Source organism: Mesorhizobium sp. B2-4-13, assembly GCF_006658535.1.
Taxonomy (GTDB): Bacteria; Pseudomonadota; Alphaproteobacteria; order Rhizobiales; family Rhizobiaceae; genus Mesorhizobium; species Mesorhizobium australicum.
In genome coordinates this window covers 720,718-735,727 of sequence record NZ_VFVB01000001.1, presented here as the reverse complement: position 1 = coordinate 735,727, position 15,010 = coordinate 720,718, and the positions used below count along the sequence as shown (strand labels likewise).

At 63.1% G+C, this 15,010-nt stretch carries 11 protein-coding genes; 1 reads left to right on the top strand and 10 read right to left on the bottom strand.

The genetic code is table 11. The annotated features are described in order from the left end of the window. Positions 1-14: 14 nt before the first annotated feature. The 5 genes from FJ936_RS03515 to FJ936_RS03495 form a co-directional block, all read right to left on the bottom strand. A complete protein-coding gene (locus FJ936_RS03515; protein ID WP_141906103.1) occupies positions 15-1,682 on the bottom strand; it encodes an ABC transporter ATP-binding protein in 1,668 nt (555 codons plus the stop codon). Positions 1,683-1,692: 10 nt separating this feature from the next. Beyond that, complete coding sequence (locus tag FJ936_RS03510) at positions 1,693-2,829, bottom strand: ABC transporter permease (protein WP_015316260.1); 1,137 nt, start codon at positions 2,827-2,829, stop codon at positions 1,693-1,695. After that, a complete protein-coding gene (locus tag FJ936_RS03505) occupies positions 2,830-3,837 on the bottom strand; it encodes an ABC transporter permease (RefSeq protein WP_141906102.1) in 1,008 nt (335 codons plus the stop codon). 134 nt (positions 3,838-3,971) lie between these two features. Then, positions 3,972-6,053, bottom strand: a complete 2,082-nt coding sequence (locus FJ936_RS03500; RefSeq protein WP_141906101.1) for an ABC transporter substrate-binding protein — start codon at positions 6,051-6,053, stop codon at positions 3,972-3,974. 101 nt (positions 6,054-6,154) lie between these two features. Continuing rightward, on the bottom strand, positions 6,155-7,621 hold the full coding sequence (locus FJ936_RS03495) for an alpha-glucosidase/alpha-galactosidase (protein WP_141906100.1): 1,467 nt from the start codon (positions 7,619-7,621) through the stop codon (positions 6,155-6,157). A gap of 248 nt (positions 7,622-7,869) precedes the next feature. Between FJ936_RS03495 and FJ936_RS03490 the strand changes: the two genes are divergently transcribed. Beyond that, the gene (locus FJ936_RS03490) at positions 7,870-8,745 is read left to right on the top strand and encodes an AraC family transcriptional regulator (protein WP_141906099.1); all 876 of its coding nucleotides are present in this window, start codon (positions 7,870-7,872) and stop codon (positions 8,743-8,745) included. Positions 8,746-8,762: 17 nt separating this feature from the next. Here the strand turns inward: FJ936_RS03490 and FJ936_RS03485 are convergent, their stop codons facing one another. From FJ936_RS03485 to FJ936_RS03465, 5 genes are all read right to left on the bottom strand, one after another. Continuing rightward, positions 8,763-10,790, bottom strand: a complete 2,028-nt coding sequence (locus FJ936_RS03485; RefSeq protein WP_141906098.1) for an aldo/keto reductase — start codon at positions 10,788-10,790, stop codon at positions 8,763-8,765. Between the two features lie 36 nt (positions 10,791-10,826). After that, the gene (ugpC, locus tag FJ936_RS03480) at positions 10,827-11,921 is read right to left on the bottom strand and encodes a sn-glycerol-3-phosphate ABC transporter ATP-binding protein UgpC (protein ID WP_141906097.1); all 1,095 of its coding nucleotides are present in this window, start codon (positions 11,919-11,921) and stop codon (positions 10,827-10,829) included. A gap of 8 nt (positions 11,922-11,929) precedes the next feature. Next, entirely contained in the window at positions 11,930-12,766 is an 837-nt protein-coding gene (locus tag FJ936_RS03475; protein ID WP_140660715.1) for a carbohydrate ABC transporter permease, read from the bottom strand. Further along, positions 12,763-13,623: a sugar ABC transporter permease gene (locus FJ936_RS03470; protein ID WP_015316252.1), complete on the bottom strand. Its 861-nt coding sequence runs from the start codon at positions 13,621-13,623 to the stop codon at positions 12,763-12,765. Before FJ936_RS03470 ends, FJ936_RS03475 begins: the two co-directional genes overlap by 4 nt. A 94-nt stretch (positions 13,624-13,717) precedes the next feature. Then, on the bottom strand, positions 13,718-14,989 hold the full coding sequence (locus FJ936_RS03465) for an ABC transporter substrate-binding protein (protein ID WP_140660714.1): 1,272 nt from the start codon (positions 14,987-14,989) through the stop codon (positions 13,718-13,720). Positions 14,990-15,010: the final 21 nt, after the last annotated feature.

Genomic DNA, 15,010 nt, shown 5'->3' with positions numbered 1-15,010 from the left:
CCTCCGGCATATGTTCAGGCCACGTCGAAAGCGGCCCTGACGAGCCGTTCGGTGTAGGCGGTCTTGGGATGGGTGAGGACCTGGTCGACAGGTCCCTGCTCGACGATCTTGCCGTGCTGCATGACGATGACGCGGTGGCAGAGCGCCCGCATCACCTTCAGGTCGTGCGAGATGAAGAGATAGCTCAAGCCACGCTCGTCCTGCAGCTTGCGCAGCAGGTCGATGATCTGCGCCTGGACGGAGAGATCCAGCGCCGATGTCGGCTCGTCGAGCAGGATGAATTCGGGTTCGAGCGCGATGGCCCGGGCGATGGCGATGCGCTGCCGCTGGCCGCCGGAAAATTCATGCGGAAACCGCGACAGGATATCGCCCGGCATGCCCGCGCTGACCAACGCCTCGCGCACCCGTTCGACCCGCTCGCGGCGCGTTGCGCCGATGCCGTTGACGACCAGCCCTTCCTCGATGATCTGGCCGATCGTCATGCGTGGGTTAAGCGAGGAGAACGGGTCCTGGAAGACGATCTGCATGCGCGACCGCAGCGGCCGCATCTGCGTTCGCGACAGGCCATGGATCGGCTGGCCATCGAAGCGGATCTCACCGCGTTTCGCTTCGGTCAGCCGGAGCAGCGCCTGGCCGAACGTGGTCTTGCCGGAGCCGGATTCGCCGACCAGCCCAAGCGTCTCATGGCGGCAAAGCTTGAGGTCGAGGTCGTCGACCGCGACCAGTTCACGCCAGTCCGGCTTCAAGAACGTGCCGTGGCGCAGCATGAAGCAGACGCGCACGCCATTCGCTTCGAGGATAGTGCCAGAGCCCGCGGGCAACGGTTGCGGCCGTCCTCTTGGTTCGGAAGCAAGCAATCGCCTGGTGTAGGGATGCCGCGGATCGGCGAACAAGCGTTCAGTGACGTTGTGCTCGCACATTTCGCCATGCTGCATCACATAGACGTAGTCGGAAAACTTGCGCACCACGGTGAGGTCGTGGGTGATCAGGATCACCGCCATCCGCAGCTCTTTCTGCAGATTGCGGATCAGGTTGAGGATCTGCGCCTGCACCGTGACGTCGAGCGCGGTCGTCGGCTCATCGGCGATCAGCACGTCCGGATCGTTGGCGAGCGCCATGGCGATCATCACGCGCTGCCGTTGCCCACCCGAGAGCTGGTGCGGATATTGCTTGAGCCGCGCCTCGGGCTCGGGAATCTGCACATGCCGCAGCAGTTCCAGCGCCCGCGCCCAGGCTTGCTTGCGGCTCACCTTGCGATGCACCCGGATTGCTTCGACGATCTGGCTGCCGACTGTGTAAATCGGGTTGAGCGAGCTCATCGGCTCCTGGAAGATCATCGAGATGCGGTTGCCGCGCAGCTTGCGCCGGGCGCTCTCGGGAAATTTCAGAATGTCCTGTCCGTCATAACAGACGCTCGATTTCGGTGACACCGTTGCGCGGCGCGACAGCAGGCCCATGACGGTGCGCGCCGTCACCGACTTGCCGGAACCGGATTCGCCGACGATCGCGATCGTCTCGCCGCGATAGAGCTGGAACGAGATGTCCTTGACCGCCTCGACGGTACCGTGCTCGACCTTGAAGGCGACCTCGATGTTGCGGGCGTCGATGACGGGCTCTCCCTGGCGCCCATCAGGATCGAGGCGAAAGGCTGGTGCGAAGGGCTCGGCGAGTACGACGGTCATTCCTGTCCCCTCAATACGGATCGACGGCATCGCGCAGGCCGTCGCCGAGCGCGTTGAAGGCGAAGACGGTGACCAGCACGAAACCGACCGGCGACAGGATCCAGGGATAGGTACCGATGACGGAATAGGTCGCGGTGTCCTGAAGCATCAGCCCCCAGGAGATCAGGGGCGGCTTGACGGCAAAACCGAGGAAACCGAGGAAGGATTCGAGCAGCACAACCGTCGGGATGGCCAGCGTCACGGCGACGATCACGTGGCTCATCACATTGGGGAAGATGTGCTGCAGGATGATGCGCCGGTCGGTGGAGCCGACCGCCATGGCGGCGCGCACATATTCGATGCGCGCCAGCGCCAGTGTCTTGCCGCGCACCTCGCGCGACATCTGCGCCCAGCCCAACGCCGACATGACGATGATGACAAAGCCGAGGAACACATTGGTCGGCGCGGTGACAGGGATCAGCGTCGTCAGCGCCAGATAGAGCGGCAGTTGTGGGAAGGCGAGCACCAGTTCGACGAAGCGCTGCATCCAGACGTCGAACCGGCCGCCGAAATAGCCCGACACCATGCCGACAGTGGTACCGATGACCGTGATGATGAAGACCACCGTCAGCGCGATCATCAGCGAGACGCGCGAACCATGGATGGCGCGCGACAGCACGTCCCGGCCGAATTTGTCGGTGCCGAGGAAATGCACCGGCTGGCCGTCCGTCGAGGCGAACAAGTGCCGGTTCGCCGGGATCAGCCCGAAGAGCTTGTAGGGCGCGCCCTCGACGAAGAAGCCAAGCAGCCTCGGGTGGTCGTAGTCGGGGCCGACGATGGGCTGGAAGGTGACCGGATCGAGATCGGCCGAATCGGCCAGCGCATAGACCCTAGGCCGCGCGACGAAATTACCATCCTTGTCGTGGAAGGACGGCAGCTGCGGCGGGGCGAAGCCGACATCGGTCGCCTTCGGATCCATCGGGGCCAGGAATTCGGCGAATACGGCCATCACCAGCAGCAGCACGACCAGCCAAAGCCCAGCCATCCCGGTCCAGGAGCGCTTCAGCCGGCGCCAGACAAGCGCCATGTAGCTCTCATTGCCGCGTGCGGGCGCTACTGTGGCTCGCTCGGCCGGCAGTGGCGGTGGTGAAGGCTCTCGCGCCAGCATCTAGCCCTCCCCGAACTGGCGCACGCGCGGATCGAGCAGGACGAGCAGCATGTCGGCGATGATGTTGCCGACGATCAGCGTCGCCGACAGCACCATCATGAAGGTGGCTGTGACATAGACGTCGCCGACCGCCATCGAACCGACGATCGCCGGACCGACGGTCGGCAGCGCGAAGATGATCGCCGTCTCGATCTCGCCGGTCAGCATGTATGGCAGCACCACGCCCTGGTACATGACGAGCGGATGCAAGGCATTGGGCACGGCGTGGCGCATGACGACGGCACTGCCGGTCAGGCCCTTGGCTCTCGCCGTCTCGACATATTGCGCGTTGAGCGTGTCGAGCAGATTGCCGCGCATGACGCGCATATTGTAGGCGAGGCCGCCGAAGGTGGCGATCGCCACCACCGGCCAGACATGCTTGACCAGGTCGACGAATTTGGCCCACGACCATGGCGCGCCGCCATATTGCGGCGAGAAGAATGAGCCGATCTCCGACACGTTGAACTGGAAGACCAGGAAATAGACGATGATCAGCGCCATCAGGAAGCGCGGCACCGTCATGCCGAGAAAGGCGATGGCCGACAGCGTGGAATCGATCCAGGTGTATTGCCGGGTCGCGGCCCATATGCCGAAAGTGATGCCGAGCACCGAGGCGAGCAGATGGCAGACCAGCGCGAGCAGCAGCGTGCGCGGCAGGCGCTCGCCGACAACCTCGGCCACCGGCTTGTTGTAATAGAGGCTGTAGCCGAAATCGCCGCGGGTGACGATGCCGCCGATCCAGTTGAGATACTGGACGGGCAGCGGCTTATCGAGGCCGTGTTCGACGCGGTAGGCCTGGGCCTGCGCGTCGGCCTCCGCGAAGGAGGCTCCGCCCTGGTTGATCAGCTGCGAGCGGATGTAATCGGCATAATCGCCAGGCGGCGCCTGGATTATGGCAAAGGTGACGAGGCTCAAAATAGCGAGAACCGGGATTGCCGACGCTATGCGCGTGAGCAGGAATCGCAGCATGGACGGTCCGCTTCCTCATCTCGCCGGACGCTCCCCTGGAGGGGCGTTCGGAGGGTTGGTTTGTCCCGGCCGCGCCATCGACGCGGCCGGGTGTCTCTCAGTCAGGGGAGGTAAACTTGCATCGGCCCTTAAACTTACATCGGGCCCTTGTCTCCAGGCTTGCCGGGAAGCTCTTCGGGGAACAATTCGTATTTCGCCTGTTTGTCGGCCGCGACGAAGACCCGTTCGCGGATGATCGAATCCTCGGCCCAGTTGAACATGAAGATCGGCGTGCCCTGCGGGATGTTGGAGAAGCGCTTGTTGACGATCAAGGCGCCGGGATATTCCGTCAGGCCGACATTGTAGACGTGCTCGGTCGAGATCTTCTGGAAGTCCCGCATCAGACTGGCGCGCTGGCTGTTGTCCGCCGACGAGACGAACTTGTTGACGATGTCGACGAGGTCCTTCTCGAAAGGCATCAGGTCGACCTCGCCGCTTTCCGGCGCGCGGTGATCCCAGCTGGTCTTGGGGCCGACCGGAGCGAGTTGCACGGTGTTCTGCACCACGGAAGTCAGCTCCTGCTCATTGCGCCGGATCAGCCAGTCGAAGCGGCCTGAATATTGCGTTGCATCGCGCTGGGTGCCGTTAAGCCCGTTGAGCACGATCCGGAGGCCAAGCTTCTCCATCTGCGCGACCACGCCTTCGGCGAGGCTCTTGTCGGTCGTGTAGTCGTTGTTGACCAGCATCACGATTTCGACGTTCTTGCCGCCGGCGGTCGCGGCCGGAAAGTTGACGATGCCGTCGCCGTCTGTGTCCTTCAGACCGGCCTTGGCGAGTTCGGCCTTGGCACCCTCGAGGTCGAAAGGATAGTAGACGGTGGACTTGCGGTCATAAAAGCTGGTGCCCGAGGAAAGGCCGCCTGGATAGATGGCGGTGAACGGCCCCTTGACGAGGGAATCGCCCAGCGCCTTGCGATCAAGCGCCATGGTGACGGCCTTACGGAAATCCTCGTTGCGGTTCAGTTCGCGGATCGCCTGGCCGCGCTCGTCCGGGTTGCCCCAGCCATTGGCGGAGAAGTTCAGGCGCAGATTGTAGCCGATCAGCCGCGGGCCGAAGGCAAGGCGCGCCGGCGCGTTCGCCTCCGCCGCGCGCTTCAGCGAGGCGACGAAGTTTTCCGGCTGCTCGAGGTTGGAGAAGTCGCCGGCGCCGGCGACCGCCTGAACGTCGCGGTCGGCCCAGGTCGACAGTTTGTAATGCAGCTCGTTGAGATAGGGCAGCTGGTTGCCCTTCTCGTCCACCTTCCAATAGTAGGGATTGCGGCGCATGACGATGATGTCGTCGGCCCGATATTCGACCGGCACCCAGGCGCCCATGACAGGCATGTTCATATATTCCGGCGGGAAGGCGTTCTTGAACTGGTCGTAGGTGTTCTTCGAATATTTCGGGTGCTGCGGCTTCAAGATATGCGCGGGACCGGGGCAGAAGGTGCCATAGGCCATTGCGTAGAGGTGCTGTTTCGGGAAGGCGTCCTTGAAGGTCCACTCGACGGTGTAGTCGTCGATCTTCTTCAGCGTCGTGCCGACGCCGAAGGTTTCCTGGGTGGCGCCATTGAGCGGCGAGACGTTGGGATCCATGACCTCGTCGTCCCAGTAGAACATGACGTCGTCGGCGTTGAATGGCACGCCGTCCGACCATTTGGCGCCTTCGACGAGATGCATGGCCAGCTTGTGGCCATCGGCTGACCAATCCCAGCTTTTGGCGAGGTTGGGCAGCGGCTCGGTGTCCTTCGCCTCGACCTGGAACAGTGGCGCTGTGCGCGTCAGGCATTCGGAGAGGCCGATGTCGATGCCGCCCCACCCTTGGGTCTGGCCGGCGCCGTAGTTCCAGCCTTCGGGCCTTCCGCCGATGACATGGCGCATCGTATCGCCGTAGACGCCGACGCCGTCCGGCATGTTGGCGGTCTTGAAGACAAGCGGCTCTTTCGGCAGCCGATCTTTCACCGGCGGCAGCTTGCCGGCCTTGACGTATTTTTCCGTGACCCAATCGGGCTCGTGATAGTCGGGCAGCGCCTTGAACTCCAGGATGGAGTCGCGCGGCACGTACTTGATCTTGCCCTCGGCCGGAAACGTCGCCGGAACCGGTGGGACTGTCGGCTCGGAAGCGAAAGCGTTGAGCGCCGGAACGGAGACGCTTAGCGCCAGTCCGGCGGCAATGCCAATGCTGCGTAGGTTCCTCATTGTCTCCTCCCTCGTGTTCAGACGTTTGCTGCTGCTCGTATCTTGCCTGGACGGCAGACTGCGGTGGATCTGCCTCCCGTGGATCCGCCGCCGCCCGGTTCTCAGACGGCCTGTTTCAGCGCGGCCTTTTCGGCGCGCAGTTCCTCGATCGAGCGCACGCTTCGCCGCGCGGCACCGGCCCATTCCCGCGTCTTGACCGTGGATTTCGACAGCCTCTCCTTGGCTGCCGGAACCGCATGAGCATATTGCGGCAGCCATTGCGCCTGGGCGACGACCATTTCGTCGACCATCTGCCAGACCTCCTCCGGCGTCGACACCGCGCCGACCAGCGGGTCATGCAGCACGGCAAGCTTCAGAAGATCGATGTCGCCAGATATCGCCGCGTGGACCGACATGCGCTGGACGTTGATCGAGGCCATGCAAGTAGCGGCACAGGCTTCCGGCAACGTGATGCCGGCGGCCATGTTGATGCCGAAACGATCGACGAAACCGGGTGACTCGATGATGGCGTCCCGTGGCAGATTGGTGATCACGCCGTCATTCCTGACGTTGAAGTGGCCACGATAGACGCGGTTGGTTTCCAGCGCCTCCAATATGTGGCTTGCATGCTCGTTCGAGCGCTTTGAAGCGTCCATCGGTTTCGACGCCGCTTCGAGGAATTGCGGATATTCGGTCTCGAACCAGTTGCGGGTTTCCGTGGAATAGCGGAGGTAGCCGCCGGTCTCGCCATGGATCCAGTCGGACATGTCGATCCAGCGCGTGATCTCGTCGGGGCGCTTGCGGTACCAGGGCAGATATTCGGAGAGATGGCCGTTGCTTTCGGTCGAATAGACGCCGAAGCGCTTCAGCACATCGATGCGCAGCTTTTCCTGCTGGGAATAGACCGGATGTGCCTCGAAGGCGGCAATTAGCTCATCCCTGTCGATCTTGCGGCCGTTCAGCCGCAAATCGATGAACCAGGTCTGGTGGTTGATGCCGGAACAGACATAGTCGAGTTCCCGTGGCGATTTCGCGCCCAGCACCTCGGCGATCTGCTCGGCGCCGTGCTGGACGCCATGGCAGAGACCGACCGTGTCGACCTTGCCGTATTCGATCGCCGCCCAGGTGTTCATCGCCATCGGGTTGGCATAGTTGAGGAATTTGGCGTTGGTATCGGCGACTTCGCGGATGTCCTTGCAGAAATCCAGGATCACCGGAATGTTGCGCTGACCGTAGAGAATACCGCCGGCGCAGATCGTGTCGCCGACGCATTGGTCGATGCCATATTTCAAGGGAATGCGGATATCATCGGCATAGGCCTCGAGGCCGCCGACCCGCACGCAGCTGATGATGTAGCGCGCGCCCTCGAGCGCCTTGCGGCGGTCGGTCGTCGCGGTCACCCTCGTTGGCAGATTGTTCGCCTCGACGATCCTGTCGAGGATCGCCTTGATCATCGCGAGATTGTGCTCGCTGACGTCGGTCAGCGCGAATTCAATGTCCTTGAATTCCGGCACGCACAGAATGTCGGTGAACAGCTTCTTGGTGAAACCGACGCTGCCGGCGCCGATAATAGCGATTTTGAAACTCATCACCTTCACCTCGGTCCAATCGAATGCTAGGCAAGGAGCAGCAAGGGAAGAAAGATGGCCACACGCCTCTGGGCGCATGCCATTCAAGCCGGAATCCGGCTTTTCTCTCCTCCCGCCCGCTCCTCGTTCGCGGGCTATTCGCGTTCTTCGAGGCGCGATTATGCGCTTATTCGCGGGCGCGACCAGAGAAGGATTATGCTTTCAGGGGTAATTTTGTGCTGCGGGATTTGATCGCCAACGGAGAGTCGATGCGGACCGTCTCGCTGCCGCGCGGCCGCCAGCGCCTGCATGCCATGCCGACGAGCACGGGCTATGAGGTGCGCGAGGACGTGACCTATGACTGGGACGGGCGAAAGCGCGGCCAGACGCCGTTCACCGTCCTGCAGCATACGATCGGCGGTACCGGCCGGTTGCGCTACGAAAACCGCAATTACCGCCTGCAGACGAACGATACGCTGCTGGTGCTGGTGCCGCACAACCACCGCTACTGGCTGGCCAGGGGCGAGCGCTGGGAATATTTCTGGATCTCGATGAACGGCGAGGAGGCGTTGCGCGTCCACAAGTCGATCCTCGACGTGTCGGGACCGGTCTTTCGGCTGCAGCCGGCGACGATCGATCATCTTGCCGATTGCAGTCTGCGTCTTATCAAAGGGGCCGCTTCTCCAGGCGCTGCTTCGGCCATCGCCTACGAGGCGGCGATGGCGCTCTACGACGATGTGTTCGGCTCGCACGCCTTTGCCGAAAAACAGAGTGCCATGCAGCCGGTCATCGATCATATCAACGCCAATCTCGACAAAGCCCTGCCGGTGGCGGACCTTGTCCAGATCAGCGGACTGAGCCGGGCTCATTTCTCACGCTGCTTCGCCGAGAGCGAAGGCCTGCCGCCCGCCGAGTTCGTGCTGCAGCAGCGGCTGCAGCGGGCGGCGAAATTGCTGATCAAGGCCGATTTCCTGCCGGTGAAGGAAGTGGCCATCCTGTGCGGGTTCGAGGATGCGAATTATTTTTCGAAGGTCTTTCGCCGCCTCTACGGCACGACGCCCAGCCAGTTCCGCACCACCGGCATGTATGCCAGCTTGCGAACGCCGGCCAGGCGCGGCGCCAAGGTGTCGGACGACGAGACCTGACGCCGCTTGAGACCCAGTCAGGCCGCGTGCAGGCTGCCGCCGTCCAGCCACTCGAGTTCGGCCGGCGAAAGCGCGATGTCCAGCGCCCGCAGGCTGTCGTCCAGTTCGCCCAGCGTGCGCGGCCCGATCAACGGGACCGATGGGAAAGGCTGGTTGAGGACATAGGCCAGCGCAATATGGATCGGGCTCTTGCGCAGCCTGGCGGCGAGTTCGATCGCCCGGTCGCGGCGGCCGAAATTGCGCTCGGAGTACCAGACCCGCACCAGTTCCTCGCTGTCCAGCCTGTCGCGCCCGGCGCGGTCGGTGAAGAAGCCGCGTCCCTGGCTCGACCAGGCGAAATTCGGCATCTGCCTGGATGTCAGCCAGGCTTTCCAGTCGTCGGTGGAGGAGGTGATGCAGCCGGCCCAGATCGGCTCCAGCATTTCGGCCAGCGAAAAATTGTTGGAGAGCGCGCCGGGCTTCTGCTTGCCAGTGCGCTCGGCATAGGCAATGGCCTCGTCCATGCGCTGCATCGTCCAGTTGGAGCCGCCGAAGGGACCGCGAATACGCCCGGCCTTGACCTCCGCGTCCATGGCGTCGACGAACTCGCCGACCGGCACGTCCGGATTGTCGCGATGCATGAAATAGATGTCGACATGGTCGGTCTGCAGGCGGTCGAGCGACTGGGCAAGCTGCTTTGCGATCACGTCGGGATAGCAGAGCGGCGAGTGCGCGCCCTTGGCGATGATCACCGACTGCTCGCGCACGCCACGGTTTCTCAGCCATTGGCCGAGCAGCGTCTCGGTGTAGCCGCCGCCATAGACGTAGCCGGTGTCGAACAGATTGCCGCCAGCCTCGAAAAAGGCATCGAGCAGGATCGACCCGGAGGAGAAGGTGCGGAAATCCTCGAAGCCGAGCGCCACCACGGAGGTCGGTTTCGGCAGGCCCGGAATGGTGCGCTTGCCTATCGCGGTGCCGCCGGGCCGCAGAGGTCGGCCGGAGATGGTGTTGGTGCGCAGCGAGGCCTTCTCGATCTCGTACTCCAGCCCCACCGCCGCGCGCCATCTGTCTAGCACGCGCAAGGTGCCGAGGCTGTCGGCCCAGCCCATCCCCGGCCAGGCGAATTCCTGTCGCCCGGCGCGGATCGCCTCGCCGGCGGCATCGACCTCGAAGGAATAGACATGGCGCTTCTCGTTGACGCTGATGGTCTCTTGCGCGCCGTCGGCGCCGATCACGTCGATCCGGCCGAGGCCGACATCGCGGTCGCCGCCGGCGAACCAGAAGTCCGGCACCTCGATGCGGCCCTTGGTGCCGAAGATGCGCAGGACGTTGTCCTGGTTCAGCGAGATACTGCAGGAAACCTCGGCGACGATGCCACCGGGGAAATGCAGGACAGCGGAGGCCCATTCGTCGACGCCGGACTGGCCAAGGTGGGCGCCGCCCACCACCTTGTCGGGTTCGGCGAATGGCTTTCCCGCGGCAGCGCCGGCAATGAGGCGCACCATCGACACGGGATAGCCGCCGACGTCGAGGATGCCGCCGCCGGCGAGGTCGTTGGCATAGAGCCGGTGCTCCGGCATGAAATCAGGCATGGCGAAGCCGAAGCTCGACTTGATCATCCTGATCTCGCCGATGACGCCGGACTTGACCAGGCCCACCAGTTGCTGCGTCTGCGGGTGCAGACGGTACATGAAGGCCTCGCCGAGAAAAGTGCCGGCCTTCCGCGCCGCATGCATCATGGCGTCGGCCTCGAACGCGGTCAGCCCCAGCGGCTTTTCGCAGAGCACGTGCTTTCCGGCTTCCGCCGCCCTGATCGCCCATTGTGCATGGCCAGGATGCGGGACCGAAATGTAGACCGCATCGATTTCAGGATCGGCGAGCAATGCCTCGTAGCCGTCGAGAATGCGCGCGCCCGGAAAGCTCTCGGCCAGACCAGCCTTGCCGGGATTGCGTGCGCCGATGGCGACCAGCTTTCCATTTCGGGAGCCGGCGACGCCGCCGGCGAAGGCCTTGGCAATGCTGCCCGGGCCTAGAATGCCCCAGCGGATGGGCGTGGTTGAAGTCATTGTCATTCTCCTTGCAGGCTGGGAAGGGGCAGCCGATCAGCGCAGCCGCAGCCCTTTTTCATCGAACAGGTAAGATTTGCGGATGGATACGATGACCTCGGACGTGTCGGGAACCTTTGCCGCGTCGCGCTGGATCACCACGTCGTCACCATTGGCCGTTCTGGCATAGAGAAAGCTCGTGCCACCCAGGTGCTCCACCACGTCGATGGTGACGGCAAGATCGGCATCGCCTTCTCCGGCGCTGCCGAAATGTTCGGGCCGCACGCCGACGATGACTTTGCTTCCGATTTCGGGGCTGCCCGTTTCGGGCGCGGCGCCTGTCAGCGGTTGCACAATGCGGGTCTTCTCCTGGCCTGCCAGTTCGACCACGACGCCGCGCGCATCGTGCCCGACGACGCGGGCCTTGATGAAGTTCATCTTCGGCGAACCGACAAAGCCGGCCACGAACATATTGTCGGGATTGTCATAGAGTTCCAGCGGCCGGCCGATCTGCTCGATATGGCCGGCGCGCAGCACGACGATCCGGTCGGCCAGCGTCATCGCCTCGGTCTGGTCGTGGGTGACATAGACCATGGTGGTGCCGAGTTCCTTGTGCAGCCTTGAGATCTCGACCCGCATCTGGACACGCAGTTCGGCATCGAGATTGGAGAGCGGCTCGTCGAACAGGAACACTTGCGGCTCACGCACGATGGCGCGGCCGATGGCGACACGCTGGCGCTGGCCACCGGAAAGTTTCTTCGGACGGCGGTCCATCAATTCGCTGATGCGCAGGATCTCGGCCGCGCGCTTCACCCGCCGCTCGGTGTCGGCCTTGGGGTTGCCGGTCATGCGCAGCCCGAAGGAGAGGTTCTGCTCGACGCTCATATGCGGATAGAGCGCGTAGGACTGGAACACCATGGCGATGCCGCGGTCGGCCGGCTCGACATCGTTGACCACCTTGCCGCCGATGGCGATCTCGCCGCCGCTGATGTCCTCCAGCCCGGCGATCATCCTGAGCAGCGTGGACTTGCCGCAGCCCGACGGGCCGACGAAGACGACGAACTCGCCGTCGGCGATGTCGATGTTGGCGCCGTGGACGACTTCGAACGCGCCGAAGCGCTTGGCGACGTTGGTGAGGATAACGGTTGCCATTCTGCTCCTTACTTGACCGCGCCGGCGGCGATGCCGGCGATGAAATGACGCTGCAGGAGCACGAAGACGATGAGCATCGGCACGGTCAGCATGACCGCGCCCGCCATGATGCCGCCCCACGACACTTTGGTCAGGCCGATCAGCGTGCCAAGCGCCACGGGTGCTGTCATCGAACCCGGCTGGCTGTTGATCAGAAGTGGCCACAGATAATTATTCCAGGAAGCGAGGAACAGGATGATGCAGAGCGCCGCCAGCATCGGCCGCGCCAGCGGCAAGGCGATGAAGACGAAGATCCGCCACTCCTTGACGCCCTCGACGCGGGCCGCATCGAACAGATCGTCCGGCATCATCGAAAAACTCTGGCGCATGAACAGCACGCCCAGCGAATTGAACAGCGGCGGCACGATCAGCGCCACCCAGGTGTTGGCAAGCTTGAAGTCGCGCGCCACCATGATGAATTGCGGGATCAGCACCACCGCATAGGGCAGCGTGATGGTGCCCAGGATGATGGCCACGACCACGCTTTTGCCGAAGAACTGGTAGCGGGCCAGCGCCCAGCCGGCCATCGAGGTCAACAGCACCGACAAGACGGTGTAGGTCACCGCCACGCAAACGGAGATGACGATGGCGCCGACGAAGTCTGTGTCGCGCTGCAAATTGTTGAAATTGTCGATGAAATTGCCGCGCGGCAACAGTTCGATGCCCGGGCTGAATATGCCATTGTCGGGCATGGTCGAGAACACCACCATCATCCACAGCGGAAACAACCAGATCAGCGCCAGCGGCGTCAGGAACAGGTGCAGTGCGATGCTTCGTTTCAGTCTTGCCGATGAGAGCGAGCTCATTTCGGTTCCCTCGTCAGCCATAGCTGCACCAGTGTGATGGCGATCGCCAGCCCGGCCATGGTGTAGGCGACGGCAGAGGCATAGCCGAAATTGAGCGAGCGGAAGCCCTGGCGGTAAAGCAGCAGACCGAGCGTCTCGGTGCCGCCGCCCGGCCCGCCGCGCTCGGTGATCAGGAACGGCTCGGTGAACAATTGCATGGTGCCGATGATCGACAGCACCGCGCAGAAGACGATGACCGGCTTCAACAGCGGCAGGGTGATGTAGAAGAATTGCTTGAGCTTGCTCACCCGGTCGAGCGTCGCTGCCTCGTAGACATCCTCGGGAATGGACTGCATGCCGGCCAGCAGGATGATGGCGTTGTAGCCGGCCCAGCGCCAGGTGACCGCGATCATGATCAGAGCCATGGCCGGCGTGACATTGGAAAACCAGTCGACCTTGGGCAGGCCGATGCTGTTCAGCAGCTTGTTGACGATCCCGAAATCGAGGCTGAACATCAGCCGGAACACCGCCGAATAAGCGACCTCGCCGACCACCACCGGGGCGAAGAAGGCGAAGCGGTAGAGGCCGCGCGCCTTGAGCAGCGGCGAATTCAGAAGCACCGCCATCACCATGGCCAGCGCGATCATCACCGGAACCTGAATGACGAGGATGAGCAGCGTGTTCTTCAGCGCGTTGAAGAAGGCGGGGTCGCCGACTAGCCGGCCCCAGTTGAAACCGGGCGCGAAGCGCCACGGCACGGTGCGCGTCGCCTGGAACGAGATCAGGAACGAGGAGATGATCGGCCACACCCAGAAGATGGCGAAGATCAGGAGATAGGGCGTAAGGAAGCGATAGGCCGTGGCATTGCGGGCGCGCATCTTTTGTCCTCCTTCATCCCTGGTGTTGAAAGCAAGCGTGCAAGCGGCGGGTCCAGGACGACATAGCTGCCGTCCCGGACCCCGTCCTGGGAGTTCAGGACTTGACAGGCAGCCCAGTCGCCGAGGCGATCTGGCTGGCGGCATCGTCGAGTGCCGCCTTGGCGTCGGGATATCCGCCAGCGAGGTATTTGGTCTGCACGGCGCGCACGATGATCTCGGCATCGCTCTGGAACTGCGTACCGCGGCTCGGAACGACCTTGGGCAAGGTGCCCAGAATATCCTTCCACACCGCCTGGCCGCCCCAGTAGGGCTGGCCCTGGCTGACATAAGGGTCGTTCAGGGCCGAGACCAGCGATGGGACGAGGCCGAACTCCTTCAGCATGGTGATCTGGCCTTCATTGGTGCCGAGCGTGTATTTCAAATACTCGTAGGCCGCTTCCTTGTTCTTAGACGCCGAGGTGATGGCGAGCGACGAACCGCCGAGATTGGCGGCGTGCGGCCCGTCCGCGGTCAGGCTCGGCATCAGGTAGACGCCCCATTTGCCGTTTTCGCCGGCCGATTCGGTGCGGATGGTGCCTTCGTACCAGCCGCCATAGACCTGGGTGGCGACGGTTCCGGCGGTGTTGTTGGTGATCTTGGTGCCCCAGTCGGCCGACGAGACGATGCCCGCGTCCTTCATCTCCTTGACTTTGGTCATGGCGTCGACGCATTTGGGCTGGTTGACCGTGATCGACTGGCCGTCCTCGGCGAAATAGGCGCAGCCCTGTTCGTTGGAGATCATGCGGAAGAATTCACTGTCGCCGTTGAAATCGGCATTGGTCATCGAGACCCCTGGATTGGCGGCCTGGATCTTCTTGCCGGCGGCGATGAAATCGTCCCAGGTCTTGATCGATGCCGGATCGACGCCAGCCTTTTCATAGAAGTCGCGGCGATAGAAGGCGGCGACCGGGCCGGAATCCCACGGCATGGCATAGGCCTTGTCGCCGACTTCGAGTTCGGTACGCTTGAAATCGGGGAATTTCTTCTGGTCTTCCGCCGTGTAGCCCAACGTGTGCAGGTCGACGAAACAGTCGGGGAACTGGCTCCAGTAATTCTCGGCCTCGCCGTTCTCGATGGTCACGATATCGGGCAGGCCGACGCCGCCGGCCGCGCACCCGGCGATCGACTTGTCATAGGTCGGCTGGTTGCCGAGATCCTGGACCGTGACCTTGATGTCGGGATGGACCTTGTTGAAACCGGCAACCGTTGCCTTCAGCGACGAGGCGGCGATGTTCCAGCTCCAGATGGTGATTTCGCCGGATTGCGCGAAGGCCGGGGCTGAGCCCAAGGCAAGCGCGAGCGCGGCGCAGGACAGTGTGATGCGCATTGAAATCCTCCCATTTCATTT

Bases quoted from the DNA above. Each gene is read 5' to 3' on its own strand.
- FJ936_RS03515 (WP_141906103.1), bottom strand. From the start codon at position 1,682: ATGACCGTCGTACTCGCCGAGCCCTTCGCACCAGCCTTTCGCCTCGAT.
- FJ936_RS03510 (WP_015316260.1), bottom strand. From the start codon at position 2,829: ATGCTGGCGCGAGAGCCTTCACCACCGCCACTGCCGGCCGAGCGAGCC.
- FJ936_RS03505 (WP_141906102.1), bottom strand. From the start codon at position 3,837: ATGCTGCGATTCCTGCTCACGCGCATAGCGTCGGCAATCCCGGTTCTC.
- FJ936_RS03500 (WP_141906101.1), bottom strand. From the start codon at position 6,053: ATGAGGAACCTACGCAGCATTGGCATTGCCGCCGGACTGGCGCTAAGC.
- FJ936_RS03495 (WP_141906100.1), bottom strand. From the start codon at position 7,621: ATGAGTTTCAAAATCGCTATTATCGGCGCCGGCAGCGTCGGTTTCACC.
- FJ936_RS03490 (WP_141906099.1), top strand. From the start codon at position 7,870: ATGCGGACCGTCTCGCTGCCGCGCGGCCGCCAGCGCCTGCATGCCATG.
- FJ936_RS03485 (WP_141906098.1), bottom strand. From the start codon at position 10,790: ATGACTTCAACCACGCCCATCCGCTGGGGCATTCTAGGCCCGGGCAGC.
- ugpC (WP_141906097.1), bottom strand. From the start codon at position 11,921: ATGGCAACCGTTATCCTCACCAACGTCGCCAAGCGCTTCGGCGCGTTC.
- FJ936_RS03475 (WP_140660715.1), bottom strand. From the start codon at position 12,766: ATGAGCTCGCTCTCATCGGCAAGACTGAAACGAAGCATCGCACTGCAC.
- FJ936_RS03470 (WP_015316252.1), bottom strand. From the start codon at position 13,623: ATGCGCGCCCGCAATGCCACGGCCTATCGCTTCCTTACGCCCTATCTC.
- FJ936_RS03465 (WP_140660714.1), bottom strand. From the start codon at position 14,989: ATGCGCATCACACTGTCCTGCGCCGCGCTCGCGCTTGCCTTGGGCTCA.